The 20893-nt window shown below is 73.5% G+C and carries 22 protein-coding genes; 15 read left to right on the top strand and 7 right to left on the bottom strand.

Features of this window, described 5'->3' with window-relative positions; translation table 11 throughout:
* Positions 1-99 precede the first annotated feature (99 nt).
* On the bottom strand, positions 100-1917 hold the full coding sequence (locus NDAS_RS08425; protein ID WP_013152733.1) for a flavin-containing monooxygenase: 1818 nt from the start codon (positions 1915-1917) through the stop codon (positions 100-102).
* A gap of 219 nt (positions 1918-2136) precedes the next feature.
* Between NDAS_RS08425 and NDAS_RS08430 the strand changes: the two genes are divergently transcribed.
* Positions 2137-2613, top strand: a complete 477-nt coding sequence (locus NDAS_RS08430) for a MarR family winged helix-turn-helix transcriptional regulator (RefSeq protein WP_041552577.1) — start codon at positions 2137-2139, stop codon at positions 2611-2613.
* Between the two features lie 91 nt (positions 2614-2704).
* On the opposite strand, the gene NDAS_RS08435 is transcribed toward NDAS_RS08430, so the two are convergent.
* Complete coding sequence (locus NDAS_RS08435; protein ID WP_013152735.1) at positions 2705-3262, bottom strand: nuclear transport factor 2 family protein; 558 nt, start codon at positions 3260-3262, stop codon at positions 2705-2707.
* Positions 3263-3439: 177 nt separating this feature from the next.
* Between NDAS_RS08435 and NDAS_RS08440 the strand changes: the two genes are divergently transcribed.
* On the top strand, positions 3440-4237 hold the full coding sequence (locus NDAS_RS08440) for a helix-turn-helix transcriptional regulator (protein ID WP_041552579.1): 798 nt from the start codon (positions 3440-3442) through the stop codon (positions 4235-4237).
* A gap of 21 nt (positions 4238-4258) precedes the next feature.
* Here the strand turns inward: NDAS_RS08440 and NDAS_RS08445 are convergent, their stop codons facing one another.
* From NDAS_RS08445 to NDAS_RS08455, 3 genes are all read right to left on the bottom strand, one after another.
* On the bottom strand, positions 4259-4690 hold the full coding sequence (locus NDAS_RS08445; RefSeq protein ID WP_013152737.1) for an HIT family protein: 432 nt from the start codon (positions 4688-4690) through the stop codon (positions 4259-4261).
* Positions 4691-4922: 232 nt separating this feature from the next.
* Entirely contained in the window at positions 4923-6344 is a 1422-nt protein-coding gene (locus tag NDAS_RS08450) for an MFS transporter (protein WP_013152738.1), read from the bottom strand.
* Complete coding sequence (locus NDAS_RS08455; protein ID WP_013152739.1) at positions 6341-6805, bottom strand: hypothetical protein; 465 nt, start codon at positions 6803-6805, stop codon at positions 6341-6343. Before NDAS_RS08455 ends, NDAS_RS08450 begins: the two co-directional genes overlap by 4 nt.
* A 79-nt stretch (positions 6806-6884) precedes the next feature.
* Between NDAS_RS08455 and NDAS_RS08460 the strand changes: the two genes are divergently transcribed.
* The 5 genes from NDAS_RS08460 (at position 6885) to NDAS_RS08480 (ending at position 11575) form a co-directional block, all read left to right on the top strand.
* The gene (locus NDAS_RS08460; RefSeq protein ID WP_013152740.1) at positions 6885-7499 is read left to right on the top strand and encodes a TetR/AcrR family transcriptional regulator C-terminal domain-containing protein; all 615 of its coding nucleotides are present in this window, start codon (positions 6885-6887) and stop codon (positions 7497-7499) included.
* Between the two features lie 455 nt (positions 7500-7954).
* Entirely contained in the window at positions 7955-8206 is a 252-nt protein-coding gene (locus tag NDAS_RS08465; protein ID WP_019611331.1) for a metal-sensitive transcriptional regulator, read from the top strand.
* A 228-nt stretch (positions 8207-8434) separates the two neighbouring features.
* Positions 8435-9007 carry a rhodanese-like domain-containing protein gene (locus tag NDAS_RS08470; RefSeq protein WP_013152742.1) on the top strand — a complete coding sequence of 191 codons (573 nt, stop codon included), beginning with the start codon at positions 8435-8437 and terminating at the stop codon, positions 9005-9007.
* A 100-nt stretch (positions 9008-9107) separates the two neighbouring features.
* Complete coding sequence (locus tag NDAS_RS08475) at positions 9108-10526, top strand: MBL fold metallo-hydrolase (protein ID WP_013152743.1); 1419 nt, start codon at positions 9108-9110, stop codon at positions 10524-10526.
* 173 nt (positions 10527-10699) lie between these two features.
* A complete protein-coding gene (locus tag NDAS_RS08480) occupies positions 10700-11575 on the top strand; it encodes a sulfite exporter TauE/SafE family protein (protein ID WP_013152744.1) in 876 nt (291 codons plus the stop codon).
* A 278-nt stretch (positions 11576-11853) separates the two neighbouring features.
* On the opposite strand, the gene NDAS_RS08485 is transcribed toward NDAS_RS08480, so the two are convergent.
* The gene (locus NDAS_RS08485; RefSeq protein ID WP_013152745.1) at positions 11854-12429 is read right to left on the bottom strand and encodes a snapalysin family zinc-dependent metalloprotease; all 576 of its coding nucleotides are present in this window, start codon (positions 12427-12429) and stop codon (positions 11854-11856) included.
* Positions 12430-12648: 219 nt separating this feature from the next.
* On the opposite strand from NDAS_RS08485, the gene NDAS_RS08490 reads away from it, so the two are divergent.
* The 3 genes from NDAS_RS08490 (at position 12649) to NDAS_RS29645 (ending at position 15753) form a co-directional block, all read left to right on the top strand.
* Positions 12649-13686, top strand: a complete 1038-nt coding sequence (locus tag NDAS_RS08490) for a DUF6924 domain-containing protein (RefSeq protein ID WP_013152746.1) — start codon at positions 12649-12651, stop codon at positions 13684-13686.
* A gap of 93 nt (positions 13687-13779) precedes the next feature.
* A complete protein-coding gene (locus tag NDAS_RS08495; RefSeq protein ID WP_013152747.1) occupies positions 13780-14382 on the top strand; it encodes a helix-turn-helix domain-containing protein in 603 nt (200 codons plus the stop codon).
* 180 nt (positions 14383-14562) lie between these two features.
* Complete coding sequence (locus tag NDAS_RS29645) at positions 14563-15753, top strand: mycothiol transferase (RefSeq protein WP_013152748.1); 1191 nt, start codon at positions 14563-14565, stop codon at positions 15751-15753.
* Positions 15754-15816: 63 nt separating this feature from the next.
* Here NDAS_RS29645 and NDAS_RS08505 read toward each other — a convergent pair whose 3' ends face one another.
* On the bottom strand, positions 15817-17097 hold the full coding sequence (locus NDAS_RS08505) for an MFS transporter (protein ID WP_232051652.1): 1281 nt from the start codon (positions 17095-17097) through the stop codon (positions 15817-15819).
* 60 nt (positions 17098-17157) lie between these two features.
* On the opposite strand from NDAS_RS08505, the gene NDAS_RS08510 reads away from it, so the two are divergent.
* From NDAS_RS08510 to NDAS_RS08530, 5 genes are all read left to right on the top strand, one after another.
* On the top strand, positions 17158-17517 hold the full coding sequence (locus NDAS_RS08510) for an ArsR/SmtB family transcription factor (protein WP_013152750.1): 360 nt from the start codon (positions 17158-17160) through the stop codon (positions 17515-17517).
* 306 nt (positions 17518-17823) lie between these two features.
* Positions 17824-18240, top strand: coding sequence for a hypothetical protein (locus tag NDAS_RS08515; protein WP_013152751.1), 417 nt, complete (start codon positions 17824-17826; stop codon positions 18238-18240).
* Positions 18241-18339: 99 nt separating this feature from the next.
* Positions 18340-19020 (top strand): DsbA family protein, encoded by a 681-nt coding sequence (locus NDAS_RS08520; protein ID WP_013152752.1) that lies wholly within the window; start codon positions 18340-18342, stop codon positions 19018-19020.
* Entirely contained in the window at positions 19017-19661 is a 645-nt protein-coding gene (locus tag NDAS_RS08525; protein WP_013152753.1) for a vitamin K epoxide reductase family protein, read from the top strand. The genes NDAS_RS08520 and NDAS_RS08525 overlap by 4 nt, the downstream gene beginning before the upstream one ends.
* Positions 19662-19761: 100 nt before the next feature.
* Positions 19762-20883 carry an NAD-dependent epimerase/dehydratase family protein gene (locus tag NDAS_RS08530; protein ID WP_013152754.1) on the top strand — a complete coding sequence of 374 codons (1122 nt, stop codon included), beginning with the start codon at positions 19762-19764 and terminating at the stop codon, positions 20881-20883.
* The last annotated feature ends 10 nt before the right edge of the window (positions 20884-20893 follow it).

Genomic DNA, 20893 nt, shown 5'->3' on the forward strand with positions numbered 1-20893 from the left:
GCACGTCCACCCCCGCCGCGCGGCGGGGCGGACATGCGCCGGACACGCCCCGGAGGGTGGGCGCCCAGGAAGGAGCGCCCACGGAGGCGTCCGGGCCGGCTAGGACCGCGCGTTCAGGACCTCGTGCATGCGGCTCCCGCGCCAGTCGGCCAGCAGCCGGTGGAAGGCCACGGGGCCGGGGCTGTAGGAGAACCCGCCGTGCACGCCCGCGCCCTCGCGGTTGTAGTAGCCGGGCGTGCACTCGGCCTGGAACGCCGAGTTGTCGTGCGCGCTCTCCCGGACGGTCCGGCCCCACGCGTCGGCGGCCTCCTGGGAGGGCTCGACCACCGGGGCCCCGGTCTTGCGGGCCTCGGCGACGACGGCGGCGATGTGCTCGGCCTGCTCCAGCAGGATGTGCGCGAAGTTGACCGAGTTGGCGTTCTGGAGCGCGCCCAGGTGGAACAGGTTCGGGAACCCGTTGCTGTAGAAGCCGTGCAGCGTGCTGGGCCCGCGGCTCCAGGACCCCAGCAGGTCGCGCCCGCCGCGCCCGCGCACCGGCAGCGTTCCCGACATCACCCCGGACACGCCCACGTCGAACCCGGTGGCGAAGACGACGCAGTCCACGGGGTACTCGGCGTCCCCGACGACGATCGCGTCCTCGGTCATGCGGGTGACGCCGCCGTGGTCGGCGGTGTCCACCAGGGTGACGTCGGGCCGGTTGAAGGTCTGGAGGTAGTGGTCGCTGAAGCAGGGCCGCTTGCACATGTAGCGGTACCAGGGTTTGAGCAGCTCGGCCGTGGCAGGGTCGTCCACGACCTCGTCCACGCGCGCCCGGATCTGGTTCATCTTGCGGGCGTCCACGAGTTCGTCGATCCGCTCGCGCTCCTCGGCCGGGACGCTGGTGTCCAGCGCGCCGGAGATCATCTTGCGCTGGAGCCGGGCGGTGGAGGTCCAGCCGTCGCGGGTCAGGTCGGTCTCGACCCGCTCGCCGGAGACGATCGCCAGGAAGTTCTCCATGCGCTCGCGCTGCCAGCCGGGCTTGAGGGAGGCCGCCCACTCCGGGTCGGTGGGGCGGTTGTCGCGCACGTCCACCGAGGAGGGGGTGCGCTGGAACACGTACAGGTGCTTCGCGTCGCGTCCCAGGTGCGGGATGACCTGTACGCCGGTCGCGCCGGTGCCCACGACCGCGACCCTCTTGTCGGCGAGGCCGGTGAGGCCGCCGTTCTGGTCGCCTCCGGTGTAGCCGTAGTCCCAGCGACTCGTGTGGAAGGTGTGGCCCCGGAAGGTGTCGATCCCCGGGATGCCCGGCAGCTTGGGCTGGGTGAGCGTGCCCGAGGAGGTGATGACGAACCGCGCGCGCATCCGGTCGCCGCGGTCGGTCTCCACTACCCACTCGTCAGCGCCCTCGTCCCAGGTCAGCGCGGTGGCGCGGGTGTGGAACAGCGCGTCGCGGTACAGCCCGAAGGTCTCGGCGACGGCCACGGCGTGGCGGCGGATCTCCTCGCCGGGGGCGTAGCGCCACTTCGGTACGTAGCCGACCTCCTCCAGCAGGGGCATGTAGGAGTAGGACTCGATGTCGCAGTGGATGCCCGGGTAGCGGTTCCAGTACCAGGTTCCGCCGAAGTCGCCCGCCTCGTCCATCATCCGGATCGACTCCACGCCCGCCTGGCGCAGCCGCGCGCCGGTGGTCAGGCCGCCGAAGCCGCCGCCGATCACGAGCACCTCCACGGTGTCGGTCAGCGGTTCGCGTTCGGTCCGGGGGGTGTAGGGGTCCTTGGCGTAGTAGCCGAACTCGCCCGCGGCCGAGCGGTACTGGCCGGTGCCGTCGGGGCGGACGCGGCGGTCGCGCTCGCGGGCGTACCTGGCCCGCAGCGCGTCGAGGTCGATCTCCCCGGTGCGGTCGTCGGTGTCGGCGGTCGTGTCGGAGGCTGTGCCCATGTGCCGTCCTCACTTCGTTGCCGTCGCATCGCGACGCGGACGCGGCGCCGGGCTCGCGCGGGGGATGGCCGTGGTGCTCACGGGAGCGTGGAACGGGATCCGGGCGGCTGCCATCCCGATGCGGCGGCGGTGTCGTTGAACCGTGCGCCAAAAAGCTTAGCATCAGGCTAAGTATTTGGGGTCGGGGGGCGCCCGTCGCGGCGCTCTATCATGGCGGCTATGCGGCAACAGGCGACCGAACAGGGCGAACACGAACGCGAACGCATCGTGCGCGAGATCCAGACCCTGAACGGGATGATGGAGGAGACCGTGATGGCCGCCCTCCTGCAGAACCTGCTGTCGATGGACCTCACCATCCAGCAGCTCAGGGTGCTCATGGTCCTGGTCACCACGAAGGAGGGCGCGACGGGCAGGGGGCTGTCGGAGTCGTTCGGCGTCTCCATGGCGTCGATGTCGGGCGTGCTCGACCGGCTCGTGGCCCACGGTGTCGCCGAGCGCTCGGCCGACCCCGACGACCAGCGCGTCCGCCGCCTCCGCGCCACGCCCCTGGGCGCCTCGGTCGTGCGGCGGCTGATGGTGGCGCGGCCCTTTCGCGACGACATCCTCATGGGCCTGCCCATGGAGGACCTGCGCGCCCTCGAACAGGGGTTTCGCGCGGTGAGCAAGGAGATCTCCCGGCTGGGCGCAACGGACTGACCCCGCGCGCCGGGCGGGCCGGTCACCGGGCGGCCCCATGTCCGGGGCGACTGGGGACAGGGGCGCGCCCCGCACGTGCGGGGCGGGAGGGTTACCGGCCCGACCGGGCGGACAGCCGTGGCGAGACCATGCGTCCGACCGCGCGCAGCAGGGCCCGGAACTCGGCCCCGTTCGGGCGCACGCCCAGACCGGCGTACATGAGCGCGTTCCCGTACTCGGCCATGAGGACGATCCGGCCGTCCTCGACGTCGAACCGCGTCACGTAGGTGTTGCGGTAGGGCTGGCCCGTGCGCGCGACGACCATGTCGCCGACGCCGTGGAAGAAGAGCTGGCGGCCGTCGGGCGAGACGCGCCACGCGTGGTCGCGCCACCGCAGCGGGGCGAACTTGTCGAACAGCGCGCCCGTGTAGGCCAGGACCTCGCTCCTGCCCTTGACGTCCGCCACGCACAGGCCCCGTGTGCGCCCCTCGATGATGTCCGTGACGCCCTCGGGGGTCGTGGCGCCCCGGGCGTGCATGAACAGCTGCCGCGCGTCGTCGGCCAGGGTCCGGGCCACGGCCTCGATGTCCTCGGCCTCGACGGCGCGGACGAACTCCCGGGCCACGGCGAGTCCGGCGTGGGTGGCGGGGGTCAGCCTCTGGTCGTGCATGGAAGTCTCCGATCGTCGTGTTCCGCCGCGCGTTCCGGGCGGTCCCGGTGCGCCCGGTGCGGTGTGCTCTCGATGATCCGGGGAGCCGGACGGGGGAGGAAGACCGCGTCGAGGGTGGTACCGGCAGGACCAGGCTCGCCCGACGGCACGGGGCGCGGGGCGGGGACAATGGGGGGCATGTCGAGCAGCGATCGGACCGAGTTCGGGGAGTACCTGCGGCGGCGCAGGGCCGCGATGAGCCCTCCGGAGCCTCGGGGCGGTGTGCGGGTGTCCCGTCGGCGGGTTCCGGGGCTCCGCCGCCAGGAGGTCTCCGACATCGCGGGTATCTCGGTGGAGTACTACACGCGCCTGGAACAGGGCCGGGCGCCCCGCCCCTCGCGTGAGGTCCTCTCCTCGCTGGCCCGGGCGTTCGGGCTCTCGGACGCCGAACGCGACCACCTCTTCCGGCTGGGGGGCGAGCCCCCGCCCGAACCGGCCTCGCCCTCCTCGGTCATCCGCCCCGGGCTGCTGCGTCTGCTGCGCGGCCTGGACGAGACGATGCCGGTCACCGTGCACGACGGGCGGCTCGACCTCCTCGCCCGCAACAAGGCCGCGCGGGAGCTGCTGGGGTCCCTGACCGGCGGCGGTCCGTTCGATCGCAACATCGCCTACCAGGCCTTCACGACCGACGTGCTCACGCAGCTGCTCGGGGGCGGGGGCGCGGACCGGTTCCTGCGGGCGGCGGCCGCCGAACTCCGGACGGCGCTGAGCCGGTACCCCGAGGACGCCTACCTTCGCGCCCTGCTCGCCGAGCTCACCGCGACCAGCCGGAGCTTCCGCGACCACTGGGAGGAGGGGGAGGTCGGCGTTTCGAGGTCCGCGGTCAAACAGATGCGCCACCCGGCCCGGGGGTGGTCCCGCTTCGAGATCGAGGTGCTCCACGACCCCGAGCGGGACCACTGGATCATGCTCTACACGCCTCACGGCGAGGAGTAGCCCTCCGTGCCGTGAGGGGCGTCAGTCCCTGGGCGCGACGGCGTGGTCGAACCCCAGTTCCCGGAGGGCGGTACGCAGCCGCTCGGCCGAGCGGTCGAGGACGCTGTGGTCCGTCTCGGTCTCGACGCCGCTGAGGTCGAAGTCGGACATGTCCCAGACGGGGGCCACGTGGACGTGCATGTGCGGCACCTCGAAGCCCGCGACGAGCAGCCCGGCGCGGGGCGCGTTCCAGGCGGCGCGAACGCCCCGGCCGACGGCCTGGGCCACTTCCATGCACCTGGTCAGGAGGGCGGGGTCGGCATCGGTCCAGTGGTCGACCTCCGCCCGGGGGACGACCAGGGTGTGGCCCGGCCGGAGCGGGGCGATGGACAGGAAGGCCACGACCTCGGGGTCCTTCCACACGAAGTGTCCGGGGAGGTCGCCGGCGATGATCTTGGAGAAGAGGGTCGGCAAGGGTGGGAGGCCTTTCCAGCGCGGGTGGGAACAGACGGTTCCTCACAGTATGGGGGTCAGGACCCGGTGGGGCGTCCGGAACCGGCGGGCAGTGCGGGGCGGCCTGTGGCCACCGACCCCAGACAGATCCACGGTTCCGACCCATCTGAACTGGTGTTTCCTCATCTCGGTGTCGGCGGTCAACCGGGCCGAAGGTGCCGTGGACGCGTTGGGCCCCGGCGGTTGGATCCCTCTACCGCGTGGTCCGATCATCGGCGTGTCGCGCACTCGCCTCCCGGGAGAGGGCCAGTGCGGCGACACCGGCTGCTGTGAGCATGAGCCCCGCGAGCAGCACGAGCACGGTTGTGTGGGAACGACTGCCCACAGCACCGACCAGGGATCCGATCCCGGTGACGCCGAGTGCCGCGCCGAGCTGAACGACGAGCAGGACGGCCGTGGTGCCCCTCCCGGCCATCGCTGCCGGGAGTATGCGGTAGATGCTGGCGAAAGTCGGCGCGGAGACCGCTCCGAACGAGAGGCCGGTGAGGCACAGAAGGAGCGTGCACACCAACGCGGGGGAGGGCAGGAGTTGCGCGCAGGCCGCCAGGAGAGCCAGGGAACCCGCTGAACAGGCCGCCGCGGTGGTGACGATCCTTCGGGATCCGACGCGGTCCGAGAGCGCTCCAGCGACGCTCATCGACACCAGCATCCCCGTTCCGAAGGCCGCCAGTGGCACGGCCTCGGTGAGCCCGCTGAGATCCCATGACCGTGCGGCCAGCAGGGGCACGAGAGTGAGTGTGGAGAACAGCAGCACGCCACCCATACCCATGATCGCGGCGGCTCCGGAGAAGCGACGGTCGGTGAACAGCCGCGGGTCGATGATCGGCGCGGGTACGCGCAGAGAACGCCGGACGTAGACCACCAACAGCAGTGCGCCCAGTACACCCGCGGTGAGCGTTGACCATGGCGTTCCAGCGGAGAGCCGACCGATGGCGAACAGGCTTGCGGTGAAGCCGAGACCGAGCAGGGCCAGGCCGACAAGGTCGAACCGGTGGGCCTGAGCTGCCCCTGGGGCTGATGAGTCGGTGCCGGGGGACGTTCTCCACTGACCCAGGGAAAGAGCCAGGAGCACGCCAGCCAGGAGGATGGGCGGTACGGCGAAGAGGAAGACGCTGCGCCAACCCGCGGCGGACAACAGAGCGGCGCCGATGACGGGTCCGACCGCCGGGGCGAGGTTGATCACCATGGACATCAGCCCCATGACCGCGCCGATGCGTCGGCGATCGGTGATCTGCGAGATCAAGGCCAGGCAGGCGGACTCCAGGACTCCGCCGCCGAGCCCCTGCACGGCACGTGCCGCGATGAGCTGTTCGAACGTCACCGCCGATCCGCTTCCCAGCGCACCCGCCGCGAAAACCGCGAGACCCACCAGCAGCACCGGGCGGCCGCCGAATCGGTCCACGGCCCACCCGGCGAAGGGGAGCGCCAGTCCTGCCGTCAGCAAGAAGACCGTCGTAACCCACACGATCGAACTCATGGAGGTCCCAAGAGCCTCCGCCAGGGTGGTGAGCGCCATCGACGTGACCGAACTGACCAGTACCGAGACGAAGCCGATGACCGCCAGCGCGGCGACCGCCAGGGGGAGAAAACGCGCGGAGACGCTTGTCGGCATCATCGGTCCCTTCCGTGCCAGACGGCGACCAGCGCGGTGACCCCCGGGAGGGCGAGGAGGCAGAGCAGGGCCAGGCCCAACCACAGGGGAACGATCCGGTCGTACGCACCGCCTTCGGCCCCGGCACTGAGGATGAGCACTCCCATGCCGACCGTGAACAGGGTCGTGACCACTCCGCGTTCCCACCATCCACGCCGAACCGCCGCCAGGGCGAAGAGCCACCCCAAGAGCCCTGTCGCGCCGACGATCACCAGGTAGAGGATGATCACTGTCCGCTCGGCGGCTATCTCGGCGGCGTCCCACTGGGGGTAGGCGGCCAGTACGTGACGCTCCACCGACCCGAGGAACCACAGGTCCAGGACCGGCAGCAGGATGCACACCACCTGCAAACCGGCACCGATCCGCAACGCCTGTGCGAGGTTCCCACCGCCCCCGTTGCGGCGTTCCTGCTTCTCAGCTGACATGGCGCAACACCTCTCTTACGGCGTATGAGACGGCTTGATGCTACTCTTACGGCGTAAGAGAGGTCAATCGAGGGGTGGCATGAGCCAAACGCGCGTCCAGGGCAAGCACGCCGGTCTGAGTCGGCGCCAGGTACTGCGAACCGCCGTGGGGCTGGTCGACGCCGAAGGAGTCGCTGCGCTGTCCATGCGGCGACTGGCGCGTGAACTCGGGGTGGAGGCGATGACCCTCTACCACCACGTGCGCAACAAGGAGGCGCTGGAAGACGCCATCGTCGAACACGTCCTCGCCGAGTCGATCCGTGAACCCCAGGCTTCAGACTCGTGGCAGGAGGCGATCACCGGTTACGCGCTCGATGTGCACCGAGGCCTGCTCGCCCATCCGGGGGTGGCCACCCTCTTCGCCACCCGCCCTGCCCTGACCAGCCGGAACCTTCGCGAACTCGAAGGCCTCCTGCGTATCCTCACCGCGGCGGGTTTCGCCGCTGGGACCGCCCTGACCATCGTGCACGTGACGGCCTCGTCCGTGCTCGGACAACACCTGACCAAGCAGGGCGAGAACTCCGGCGACCCTGTTCCCGGAAGTGCCGACCTGCCCTTGGTGAACAAGGCCCTCGAAGCAGGGCTGCCCGGTGTCGACGCCCGGATGAGGTTCACCCTGACCGCACTCGTCACCGGTTATGAGAGTCTTCTGTGAAAGTCGCGGGATTCCCGGCGCACCGCACGTCGCCGTCCTCCACTCGCTGATAGGGCACTGAGCCGGGGCGTGCCTCCAGGCGCCTCCGTTCCCGCCGGTCCTGAATCGGTGCCGGTCGCAGGAGAGGAAGCCGAGGGGAGATGCCGGAGGCAGCCGCGCGCTGGCCGGTCCCGCAGCGCTCGTCGAGGTCCTCCTGAGCGACGCCGGGATCGAGGCGGTACGGCTGCCCTGGGCCCGGTGGGCCGGGGCGCCCGACGCCGGGTCCGGCAGGGTGTCCCCGGCTGCCGCGGACCCGGGGCGGCCCCGCCTCCGGGGCGTCCGATCGGGGAAGGCGGTGCGAGAATCCGATCCGCGGACAGGCTCCTGGGGCCGGTGTGACCTACGCGACTGGCCGCGCGGATACACCCGGGGGTATGGTGGGGGCACGGGCGGAAGGAGACCAGATGAAGCCTGAAATGGTGGGCGACGCCATCACGCGACTCAAGCGCGCGCAGGGCCAGCTCTCCGGTGTCATCTCGATGATGGAGGCGGGGGAGGACTGCGCCGCCGTCCTCCAGCAGTTGGCCGCGGTCTCCCGGGCCCTGGACCGGGCGGGGTTCAAGATCGTCGCGAGCGGCATGCGGCACTGCAACACCGCACGCGAGCGGGGCGAGGAGCCCGAGCTCACCGAGGAGGAGCTGGAGAAGCTGTTCCTGGCCCTGGCCTGAGGGTTCGTGGGCGCCGACCGGGTGTCGGGCGCCCGCGCGCCGCCTTTCGCGCGGAGTCCCCCTCCGGCCTCGACCGGAGCGTCTCCATGGCTTCTGGATACTCCCCCCAGTATACGGGGGCGGATATCGGGCAGTCCGGGTTCCCGCGTGTCCGGAGTCCCGGTCCGTCCACTGGATACCCCCGGGTGTATCCAGATCCACTCCCGCACCACCGAAGGAAGGAAACACATGAGTGACCACGGCATCGACGTGCGCGCCGTGCGCGTACTGCTCGAAACCGACCCCCGCGCCCTGATCGTCGACGTGCGCACCCCCGCCGAATACGAGGGCTCACACATCCCGGGGGCCGTCAACCTGCCGCTGGAGCAGGTGGACGCCCACCTGGAGCGCATCGTCGCCGGCGCGGGCGGCCGCCTCGTCCTGGTCTGCCGCTCCGGCAAGCGGGCCGGGCGGTGCCGGAACACGTTGGCGGGGGCGGGCCTGGGCGACACGGTCGTGCTGGAGGGCGGCATGAACGCCTGGGAGGCGCAGGGGGCGCCCCTGGAGCGCGGCCGCGAGAGATGGGCGCTGGAACGCCAGGTCCGACTGGTGGCGGGCGGCATCGTCCTGGGCTCGGTGCTCGCCTCCCCGGTGTGGTTCCCGGCGGTGGCGGTCGCCGGTGTCGTCGGTGCGGGGCTGGTCTTCGCCGCCGTCACCGACACCTGCGCCATGGGCATGGCCCTGTCCCGCCTTCCCTACAACCGGCCGAGCGGGGAGGTCGACATCGAGGACTCCCTGGCCCGCATCGCCGCCGGCCGATGAGCGCACGCGAACAGGGCCTCCCTCTGCCCTCTGGATACTCCCCCCAGTATCTGACCAGGGCTGACACGTCACACAGCACCCACCGGACAAGGAGCAGAGCATGCTGCTGGAACGCCTCTACGACGACGACCTCGCCCAGGCCGGCTACTTCGTCGGCTGTCAGGCCAGCGGAGAGGCCGTCGTGGTCGACGCCCGCCGCGACATCGACGACTACCTCGGACTGGCCCGCGCACACGGCATGCGCATCGTCGCCGTGACCGAGACCCACATCCACGCCGACTACCTCTCCGGCACCCGCGAACTCGCCGCGGCCACCGGCGCCACCGCGTACGTCTCCGGCGAGGGCGGTCAGGACTGGCAGTACGGATTCGACGCCGAACGGCTGCTCGACGGTGACGCCATCACCGTCGGCAACATCACGGTCCGCGCGAGCCACACCCCCGGGCACACGCCCGAGCACCTCTCCTTCCTGGTGACGGACGGGGCGTTCAGCCGCGACCCCGGCTACCTGCTCTCGGGTGACTTCGTCTTCGCCGGCGACCTGGGCCGTCCCGACCTGCTCGACGAGGCCGCAGGGGGGAGCGGCACCCGGTTCGAGGGCGCCCGCCAGCTCTTCGAGAGCCTGCGCCGGGTGTTCCTGAACCTGCCGGACCACGTCCAGGTCCTTCCCGGACACGGGGCGGGCAGCGCCTGCGGCAAGGCCCTCGGCGCTCTTCCGGCCACCACGGTCGGGTACGAGCGGCTCAACGCCTGGTGGGGTCCCTACCTGCGCGCCGGCGACATGGAGGGCTTCGTCGCGGAACTGCTCGACGGACAGCCCGACGCCCACGCCTACTTCGCGCGGATGAAGCGCCAGAACAGGGAGGGGCCCCGGGTCCTGGGCCGCCTCGCCCCGCCGCCCGCGCTCTCCGACGAGGAGGTCGGCAGGTCCCTGAACGAGGGCGGGAGCGTCCTCGTCGACACCCGGCCCCACGTCGAGGTCCACCGGGGCACCGTGGCGGGGGCGCTGAACATCCCGGGTCCGGACAAGGCCGCGACCTTCGGGGCCTGGGCCCACGACCCCGAGTCCGAAACCCGCCCCCTGGTGCTGCTCGCCGACGACGGGGACACCGCCCGCCGGGTGCGCGACCACCTGCTGCGGGTCGGCATCGACCACGTGTCCGGTTACACGACCAGCACGGAGGGCCTGCCGAGGACCGTGCCGCCGCGCGTCACCCCCGAGGAACTCGAACAGGCCGGTGCCGCGCTCCTGCTGGACGTGCGCACCAGGGGCGAGCACGCCGAGGGGCACATCCCCGGTTCGCGGCAGCTCAGCGCGGGCCGTGTGCTGTGGAACCTCGACGCGCTGCCGACCGACGGCACCATCGTGAGCTACTGCCAGTCGGGCGCCCGCAGTTCCGTGGCGGCCTCGGCTCTGCGCCGCGCGGGATACGACGTCGTCGAACTCGACCGGGGTTACGGCGCCTGGGAGGACTGGAGGCGGGACCGGGACGCGCCGGTGCGCGCTGGTGCCGACTGAGGCACGCGGCGGGGCCGCGCCCGCCGCCCCCGCAGCGGGGCGCGCGTGGGCGGGCGCCGCCCCCCGCGTCGTCCGGGCGGCCTCCGCGCTGTCCGGACCGCCCCCGCGCCCCACCATCCCCGAGCCATCGGCCGCCCGCGCCCGCCGCGGCGAGCCACGGAAGCGGAGTCAACATGGAGTTTCAGATCGTCCTCGCCCTGGGCCTCGCCGCGGTGGTGGGGCTCGCGCTCGGACTGCTCGGCGGAGGCGGTTCCATCCTGATGGTGCCGCTGCTGACCTACGTCGCGGGCATGGACCCCAAGGAGGCCATCGCCGCGTCCCTGTTCGTCGTGGGTCTCACCTCGCTCGTCGGCGCGCTCGCGCACGCACGCGCGGGAAACGTGCGCTGGCGTACCGGGCTGGTGTTCGGAGCCGCCGGGATGGCGGGGGCCTTCGTCGGCGGCGTGGTGGGAGCGCACGTTCCGGGCGCCCTGTTGATGACCGCCTTCGCCCTCATGATGGTCGCGACCGCCCTGGCCATGCTCCGGGGCGGGAACGCGACCCCCGGCCGGGGGTCGGACGCCGTGGCGCCGCCGCTGGGACGCGTCGTCCTCGACGGGGTGGTGATCGGCGCGGTCACCGGGCTGGTCGGCGCCGGAGGAGGGTTCCTCGTCGTGCCCGCCCTGGTGCTGCTGGGCGGACTGGCCATGCCGGCCGCCGTGGGCACCTCCCTGCTCGTGATCGGCATGAAGTCCTTCGCCGGACTCACCGGTTACCTGACCGCCGTGAGCCCGGACTGGGCCCTGCTCGGCGCGGTCAGCGCGCTCGCGGTGGCCGGTTCACTCGTCGGGGTGCGCCTGAGCTCCCGCGTGCCCGAAGCCGCCCTGCGCAAGGGGTTCGGCGGCTTCGTACTGCTCACGGGGGTGTTCGTGCTGATCCAGGGGCTCTTCGACCCCCTCGGCGCGGCCCTGGTCGCCGTGGCGGCGGGTCTGGCGGCCCTGGCCCTGGTGTGCCGCCTGGTCGGTGACCGCTGTCCCCTGGTCCCCCTCCTCCGGCCGCGCGCGGGATGAGCGGGATGACCGAGGCGGATACGCCCGGTCCGGTCGTGGCCCTTGTCCGGCCGCGCGGGACGATCCCTCCCTCCGCCGGAGGCGCGGCGGCCCCGTGCGGAGGCGGACGCCCGCGCGGTTGGCGGCGGCCCCGGCGGACGGGGCCCCGCTGCCCGCGAGGGCCGGTTCCGTCCGGGCGCGACGGGGTGCGCGACGCCCCGGGCCTCGGCCCGCCGATGCGGACCGAGGCCCGGGGCCGTCGGTTTCGGAGCCGGGGCGCCCGCGCGGGCGCGGTCGGCTCAGAAGCGGTCGACCAGGAGCTGTCCGTCGGCGGCGCGCTGGCCGCTCAGGCCGCTGCCGTAGTTGGCCTCCACCCGCGAGCGCTCGGAGGCGTTGGGGTAGCGGCTGGTGCAGTTCACGCCGCCGGTGGAGCCCGACATCAGCGACGAGCACGGGCCGGGCTTGGCGTCGGGCAGGCCCAGGCTGTGGCCGAGTTCGTGCGCGGCGATGCGCACCGCGTCGTAGCCCTGGGCGGTGCCCTGGCGGCCCATCCAGACGGTGACCTGTCCGCCCGGGCGCACCGGGCCCAGGTGGGCGCGGGGCCAGCCGTCGTCGGCGACGATCCGGATCTCGGCGCGCCGTCCGGCGGAGGCCGGTTCCAGGCGCACGTTGCTGACGCTGGAGTTCCACACGTTCACGGCCGAGGCGACGGCGGAGGTGTACTCCGCGGCCCTGCTGGCGTCGTAGTACAGGACGGTCTGGCGCAGCGGCTGGGTCTGCTCCGCGGGCGCGGCGGTGGCCGGCGCGGTGCCCACCAGCGTCAGCGCCAGGGCGCTCAGGGCGATCAGGACGGGCATGAGGACACGTCTCAGCATGGGGGTCTCCCGGGGGTGAGGGTGCTAATGTTGCCTGATGACCCGGTGGGGTCGGGTCGATGCTATGTGTAGCGGTGTGCCGCCACAAGATGTGCGGAGCGCCTAATTGAGGCACCGCGTACCGGCCCGGGGCCTCTGGGGGAGAGGGCGCCGTTCTGTCGCAGACCTCCGATAAAACGGAGGAATCCGTACGCCACGACCGCCGCGAGGTACCCCCTGATGGACCGCCCCTCCCTGCCCCTGCCGCCCGCCGACGACGCGTCGCACGTGCCCGGGATGCTGCTCCTGCGCACCGACCACGACGACGAGGCCTGGGACGACGTCCTCTCCCGCATGGGCGAACTGCCCGGCCTGGTGGCGCCCGCCCCCGGCCAGGAAGCCCCCGCGGTGTCGGAGGCCCCCGTTCCCCGGCGCCTGGTCGTGGTGGACGACCCCGCCTGGCGGGGCGCCACCCCCGAGGAGGTGGGCGGGGCCCTGGGCCGGGACGGGGCGTGGACCCCGGACGTGGTCCTGCTCGCCAACGACAGGACCACGGCCAACGCCGGTCCGCGCCCGCTGCTGGCGTTCCGCGGCACCGGCGGGGACGCGTTCCGCATCACGCCCCGCCAGGCGGCCCTGACCTACCTGGTGATGCACTGCCAGGACCTGGACACGGTCCTGGACGACTTCGAGGAGTGGGCCCCGGCCGAACCCGAATGGGAGGCCGAGGAGGACGAGACGGTGGAGGACTGGGAGTCCGGCCTCCCCGATCCCGTGGGCGCCCACCTGGAGGACCTGGACGCCCCGCCCCGCTACGAGCCCCCGGCCCGGCCCCTGCCCCCGCTCACCCACGTCAACGACGGCCTGCTCGTGCGCACCGACTTCACCGACGAGGCCGCCTGGACCGCGCTCCTGGACACCGTGTACCGTCCGGGGTCGGGCTACGGGAATCCGATCGACGACTTCGGCGACTACGTCGGGGTCGTGGACGACCCGGTGTTCGAGGGCGCCACCCCCGAGCAGCTGATGTCGCTGGTACGCGCCGATCCGGAGGACTCCGACGAGGGCGTCGCGGACGCCCTGCTGGTGGCGGACCGGGCCGCCATGAGCGATCCGGAGCACCGGCTCCTGGTCGTCCCGCTGGAGGAACACGTGGGGCGCGTCTTCCGGCTCGTCCCGGAGAAGGCCGGGCTCATGCTGGTCAACCTGGCCATCGCCAACCAGGACGTCGAGGACTACATGGACACGGAGACGAAGGCCCGCATGCACGGGTGGTGACCCGTGAAGGCGGGGCTCCGCCCGGCCGGGCACGGAAGGGCGGAGCCGGAGCGGCCGCGGTGCGCGCGGGCCGCCGCGCGGTAGGTTGCGGATATGGATGAGAGCGGGAACCGCCGTGCCGACGAGGGCGACGCCGAGGTGCTGCGCGCCGTGGGCGCGCGGCTGCGGCGCCTGCGCAACCGCGCGCGGCTGACCCTCGCCGAGCTGTCGGAGCGCACGGGGGTCACCCCGAGCACGCTGTCGCGTCTGGAGACCGGGCGGGTGCAGCCGACCCTGGGCCAGCTGCTCCCGCTCTCGCGCGTGTACCGGGTGCCCATCGACGAACTGGTGGACGCGCCCAGGGTGGGCGACCCGCGGGTGCACCTGCACCCGGTACGCCGCTTCGGCCTGACGTTCGTCCCGCTCACCCGGCGCGCGGGCGGGGTCCAGGCGTACAAGGTCCTCTACCCGCCGGCGCGGACGCTTCCGCCGCCCGAGCTGCGCACACACGAAGGACACGAGTGGTTCTACGTGCTCTCGGGGACCGTCCGGCTGGTCCTGGGCGCCGAGCAGGACCTGCTGCTGGGCGCGGGGGAGGCGGCCGAGTTCGACACCCGGACCCCGCACTGGATCGGCAACCCGGCCGAGCACGAACCGGCGGAGACCATCGCGATCTTCGGCACCCAGGGCGAACGCGTCCACCTGCACGGGACCTGAGGGGGACGGGCGCGCGGAGCGGCCGGGCGCCCGCTCGCGGCGGCTCCGCGACCGGCACGCCGGAGGCGCGGCCGCCGGGGGAGAGGCCCAGGACCACCGGGGACGCGCCGCGCGCACGTGCTTTTGCAGTTCTGCACGAGAGCTGGCTCCGCTGCCCCGGCGGCGCGAACACTGGCGTCCATGGAGACAGACAAGAACACCTCGCCCAGCCGGGAGTTCTGGGAACCCCGCTACCGGGGCGGGGACCCCTCGACGCCGCCGCCCGGCCCCAACGCGGCCTTCGCCCGCCTCGCCGGGGAACTGGCCCTGGTGCCACCGCCGGAACCGGAGCGCGGGGCGGACGCGCGCCGCGCCCTCGAACTCGCCTGCGGCCGGGGCGGGGACGCCCTGTGGCTGGCGGGCCGGGGATGGGACGTCACGGCCGTCGACGTCGCGGAACACGCCCTGGCCGTGCTGGCCGAGCGGGCCCGCCGGGCCGGGGTAGGGGACCGCCTCACCACGCGGCGCCACGACCTGGCGCTGTCGGTGCCCGACGCCGGACCGTGGGACCTGGTCTACGCGAACTACTTCCACACCCCGGTGGACATCGACCGTGACGCCGTGCTGCGCCGGGTCTCGCGGTCGGTGGGCGGGGGCGGGCTGCTGGTCGTGATCGACCACGCGTCCAGTGCGCCCTGGTCCTGGGAACAGCGCGACGACTTCCCCGCCCCCGAGGAGCTGTGGCGGTCGCTGGACCTGGGCGCGGACTGGACCGGCCTCGTGTGCGAGCGGCGTTCGCGGCTGGCCCACGGCCCCGACGGCCGCAGCGCGCGGGTGAGCGACAACGTGGTGGTGGCCCGGCGCCGTACGGGGGCGACGCCGAAGGGTTCGACGAGGACGGCCGATGCACCCTCGCGCCGACGCGACCAGCCCCCGCCCGGGACGGGGTCCGCGGAGAAGGAGGTCCTCACGGGGTTCCTGGCCTACCTGCGCGAGAGCGTCCTCGCCAAGCTGGACGGCGCGCCGGAGCAGCACGTGCGCACTCCGGGCGTCGCGTCCGGCACGAACCTGCTCGGACTGGTCAAGCACCTGGCCCACGTCGAGCGCGCCCTCTTCCTCGGGGAGGAGGTCGGCGACTGGCAGGCCACGTTCCACGCCGACACCGGTGAGACCACGGCTGGCGTTCTGGAGGGATACCGCGCGGCCGTGGCCGCCGCCGACCGTGCCATCGCCGACTGCGACGACCTCGGCGGGCCCGCGCACGCGGGGCGCTGGAACGGACCGGCCCCGTCGATGCGGTGGGCGCTCGTGCACATGATCGAGGAGACCGGCCGCCACGCCGGGCACCTGGACATCCTCCGCGAACTGGTGGACGGCCGGACCGGTCGCTGAACGCCGCCGCGACGTCCCCCGCGCCCCTCCCCCTGCCTCATGGGCGGGGCCGGGGCGGGGGCGTCAGCGGTCCCCGGCCGCGGGGGAGGGGTCCGCGGTGACCGCGCCGGGGCGCCACAGGCCCGCCGCCGCCAGGGCGCACGCGCCCGTGAGCACCCCGGCGCCGCCCAGCACCAGGACCGGTTCCAGGCCCCCGGCCCACCCGGCCAGCGGGTAGGTGAGCAGGAAGCAGGCGTGGGAGAGCGAGAACTGGGCGGCGAAGACCCCCGCCAACGCGCCCTCGGGAGCGGCCTCGCGCAGCAGCCGCCCCGTGGGCGCGGACACCAGCGCGCACCCCGCGCCCAGCACCGCCCATCCCGCGCCGAGCACCAGCGGTCCCGGCGCCAGGGCCCAGCCCGGCGCCAGGGCCGCCGCTCCCGCCGTGAGGACGCCGGGACCGGTGAGCATGAGCGCGCGCGTGCCGAACCGCTCCACCAGCGCCCCCAGGGCCAGCGCCACCGCCATGGAACCGCCGCCGAAGCAGGCCAGCACCAACGCCACGGCGGTGTCGCCGCCGCCCAGGTGGGAGCGGACGAGGACGACGGTGTCGACCAGGACCAGGGCGGTGACCACGGCCACCGCCGTGTTCAACGCCGTCAGCGCCAGCAGGCGCCGGTCGGTGCCGAAGGCCCGCCAGCTCGCCGCGGCCCGGCGGGGACTCCGCGACCCGGGCGTCGGGGCGGGCAGCGCCGTGGCGGCCACCAGGGCGGCGGAGGCGGCGAAGCCGAGCGCGGTCAGCGCGAACAGGCCGTCGAAGGGGATCGCGAGCAGCACGAGAGCGGCCAGCAGCGGCGAGGCCAGCGCCTCCAGGTCATAGGCCAGCCGCGACAGGGCCAGCGCCGAGGTGTAGCCGCGGTCGTCCACCAGTTCGGGGATGACCGCCTGGAAGGTGGGGGTGAAGGTCGCCGAGGCGCACTGGAGCACGGCGATGAGCGCGTACACCTGCCAGACCTGGTCCACGAACGGCAGACAGGCCACCGCCAGGGCGCGCACCGCGTCCGAGCCCACCAGCACCGCCTTGCGCGGGGCCCGGACCAGGGCCGCGGTCAGCAGCGGCCCCGCGCCCACGTAGGCGAGCATCTTGACGGTCAGGGCGGTGGCCACCACCTGCCCCGCCCGGCCCGGAACCAGTTCGTAGGCCAGCAGCGCCAGGGCGACCGTGGCCAGCCCGGTGCCCGCCAGCGCCACGACCTGGGCGTAGAACAACCTGCGGTAGGAAGCGAAGTCCGTCAGCACCCGCCACACCACGACCACCACCCGGAGAAGAAGGAAGAGCACGACCAGGCGCACCATATACGTGCGCAAGTACGCACATGATGTCATATTCCGCGGGGTCCTCCCTCCTCCGGGCCCTAGACTGCGCACATGCGCACCAGCGACGAGCAGGCCGTCCCCAGCCGCGTGCACCCGGCTCCGCCCGAACCCGAGCGGCTCGCCGTGGCCGCGAGCGTGTTCGCCCTGCTGGCCGACCCCACCCGGCTGCATCTGCTGTGGACCCTGGCCGGGGGCGAGGCGGACGTGGGCCAGCTGACCGAGGCCTGCGGAGCGTCGCGCACCGCCGTCTCCCAGCACCTGGCCAAACTGCGCCTGGCCGGTCTGGTGGAGTTCCGCAAGGAGTCCCGGCACGCCATCTACCAGCTGCGCGACGGCCACCTGCGCCGCCTGGTGCTGGAGGCGCTCAACCACGCCGACCACGTCGTGACGGGCGAGCCCTTCCACGACTGAGGCCGGGCCAGCGGGCACCGCACGGCGCACACGGCGCGAACGGGCCGCGCACCCGCCCGGAGCGGGGCTGAAGGGCGGAGCCCGGTCCGGCAGGCCGCCCCGGGGCGTCCGCGCCGCCGCGGGGCCGAGGCGGCCGCGAGGCCCGCGCCCCGGCCCGGGGGAAGTCCGACGAGCGGTTCGCGCCTGCCGGAGCCCTGCTCGCGGGAGGCGCTTCCGGGCTAGGGGCCCACCGTCAGAACCCGTGGCGGTTCCCCCTATCCCGTGGCCGCCGAAGGCCCCGGCGACACCACCGCTACAGTTCCTGGCATGGACCGGCACACCTCCACGCGGCGACAGCGCACCCTCGCGGTGCCGCTGGTCGCGCTGGTGCTCATGTGCTTCATGTGCGCGCTGTGCCACAGCACGGACCCGGTCGCCCAGGTCGTTCCCGCAGCCACAGCTACCACTGCCGCCGCGACGGCCGACTGCCCGGAGCGGCCCCGGGAGGCCGCCGCGGTCACCGACGCGGCCCCGGCCCCGCAGACCGCGCACGCGTGCGAGGTCACCGAGGGACACGGACTGCCCACCGCGCCGCCCCTGTTCCTCGTCGCGCTCGGCGTCGCCCTGGTCCTCGCGCTCCTGCTGGCCCCGCGGCCGGGACCGGCCCCGCGCCCCGTCAGCCGCCCGCCCCTGGCCCCCCACGGGTACGGGCTGCTGACCCTGCTCTGCGTCCAACGGGTCTAGGACACGGTCACCCGCCCCCTCCCCGCGCCCCGCGCGGCCCCTCCCCGTGACCGTTTCCCCGGGCGCGCTCCGCCGCGCCCCGCACCCCAGGACACCCACATGAGCAAGAACCTCGGCATCACCCTCGGCCTGATCATGGTCGCCGTCATCGGACTGGGCCTCCTCGTCGCCCTCGACGACCGGGGCGGCGCCCCCGCGGCCCCGGACGGCTCCGCCGACCCGCAGGCCGCACCCACCGCACCGGCCGGACTCCTGGTCCGCGAGGACAGCCGCCACCTCGACCGGGTGGAGGAGGCGCCGGTGACGGTCGTGGAGTTCCTCGACTTCGAGTGCGAGGCCTGCCGCGCCCAGTTCCCCGTCATGGAACGGATCCGCGAGGACTACGACGGGCGGATCAACACGGTCATCCGCTACTTCCCCATGCCCGGCCACACCAACGCCGAGCCCGCCGCCGCGGCCGTGGAGGCCGCCGCCCAGCAGGGCGCGCTGGAACAGATGTACGTCCGGATGTACGAGACCCAGGCCGAGTGGGGCGAGTCCCAGGACTCCAAGGCCGAGGTGTTCGTCGGCTTCGCCGAGGACCTGGGCCTGGACACGGAGGAGTTCGTCCGGGCCGTGGAGGACCCCGCCACGCTGGAGCGCGTGCGGTCCGACTTCCGGGACGGCGTGGCCCTGGGCGTGCGGGGCACCCCGACCATCTTCGTCAACGGCCGCCCCACCCCCAGCATGCCCGGCTACGAGACGCTCTCGGCGATGATCGACCGGGAGCTGGAGGGTTGAACACTCCTACCGCGCCCCGCCGCGCCGCGGCGTCCCCGCCCGGTGCCGCCACACCCGTCATCAGCCGGGCCCTGCCCTGGCTGCTCACCCTGGGCGGCGGCGCCGGGCTGCTCGCGGCCCTGGCCCTGCTGGTGGAGAGGATCCGGGTGCTGGCCGACCCCGGGCACGTGCCCGCGTGCAGCCTCGACCCGGTGCTCTCCTGCGGCACCGTCATGGCCACCCCGCAGGCCGAGGTCCTCGGCGTGCCCAACCCGGTCATCGGCGTGGTCTGCTTCGCCGTGGTTACCACCGTGGGCGCGGCGCTGGCCGCCGGGGCGCGCCTGGACCGCTGGTTCTGGCTCGGACTCCAGGCGGGCGTGGTGTTCGGCGCCGTCTTCGTGCACTGGCTGATCTTCCAGAGCCTGTACCGCATCGGCGCGCTGTGCCCGTACTGCGTGGTCGTGTGGGCGGTGACGGTCCCGCTCTTCTGGTACGTCACCCTGCACAACGTGCGCTCCGCGCACCTGCCCGTGCCGGGATGGGCCGCCGGACCCCTGGACCTGCTGGCCCGCAACCACACCGTCGTGCTCACCGTCTGGGCGCTGGCGGTCGTCGGCGCGGTCGCCCAGGCGTTCTGGACCTACTGGTCCACGCTGCTGTGAGCCCGTCATCCCGGGCGGGCCGCCGCGCGCGTCGGCGGATCGGCGCCGACGCGCGTGGCGCAACCCGTGACGGAGCGTGCGCGAAACGTAGGTTGGGTCCATGCGCGTACTGGTCACGGGTGGTGCCGGGTTCATCGGATCGAGGGTCGCGGAGGAACTCCGCCTGGCCGGGCACGAGGCGGTCACCCTCGACGCCTACCTGCCCCAGGCCCACACCGGGAGGGACACCGAGCACAGAACCGTGGACGTCGTGGGCGACGTCCGGGACGGCGAGATCGTCGAACGCGCCCTGCGGGGCGTGGACGCGGTCTGCCACCAGGCGGCGATGGTGGGGCTGGGCTCCGCGGACTTCCTGGACGCCCCCGACTACGTCCGCTGCAACGACCTGGGCACGGCGGTCCTGCTGGCCGCCATGGCCAGGACCGGCGTCCGCGACATCGTCATGGCCGGTTCGATGGTCGTCTACGGGGAGGGGCGGTACACGTGCCCCGAGCACGGCGACGTCCGCCCCGGCCCGAGGGCGGAGGCGGACCTGCGGGCGGGGGTGTTCGACCCGCCGTGCCCCCGGTGCGGGGCGCCGCTCGTGCCCGGCCTGGTGGGGGAGGACGCGCCGAGCGACCCGCGCAACGTCTACGCCACCACGAAGCTGGCGCAGGAGCACCTGTGCGCGGCGTGGGCCCGGTCCGTCGGCGGACGCGCGGTGTCGCTGCGCTACCACAACGTGTACGGGCCGGGGATGCCGCGCGACACCCCGTACGCGGGCGTGGCCTCCTTCTTCCGCTCGGCGCTGGCCCGGGGCGAGGCGCCCCGCGTGTTCGAGGACGGCCGCCAGCGGCGCGACTTCGTGCACGTGGGCGACGTGGCGCGGGCCAACGTGGCGGCCCTGGAGGCCGTCGCGGGCAGGGCCCCGGGGGAGCTGTCCGCCTTCAACACCGGCAGCGGGACCCCGCACACCATCGGCGAGATGGCCCGGGCGCTCGCGGACGCGCACGGCGGCCCGGAGCCCCTGGTCACCGGCGAGTACCGGCTCGGCGACGTCCGGCACATCACCGCCTCCTCCGACCGGCTGAGGCGGGAGCTGTCCTGGCGGCCCAGGGTCGGCTTCGCCGAGGGGATGGCCGAGTTCGCCCGCGCCGAACTGCGCGGTTCGACCGGTTCGGCGGCGTCGGAGGCCGAGGTGTCCGCGTGTCGCGACCGCCTTTCCCGGCCTGTGTCCACATGACTTCGTAGCG

It is taken from the genome of Nocardiopsis dassonvillei subsp. dassonvillei DSM 43111 (assembly GCF_000092985.1).
Taxonomy (GTDB): domain Bacteria; phylum Actinomycetota; class Actinomycetes; order Streptosporangiales; family Streptosporangiaceae; genus Nocardiopsis; species Nocardiopsis dassonvillei.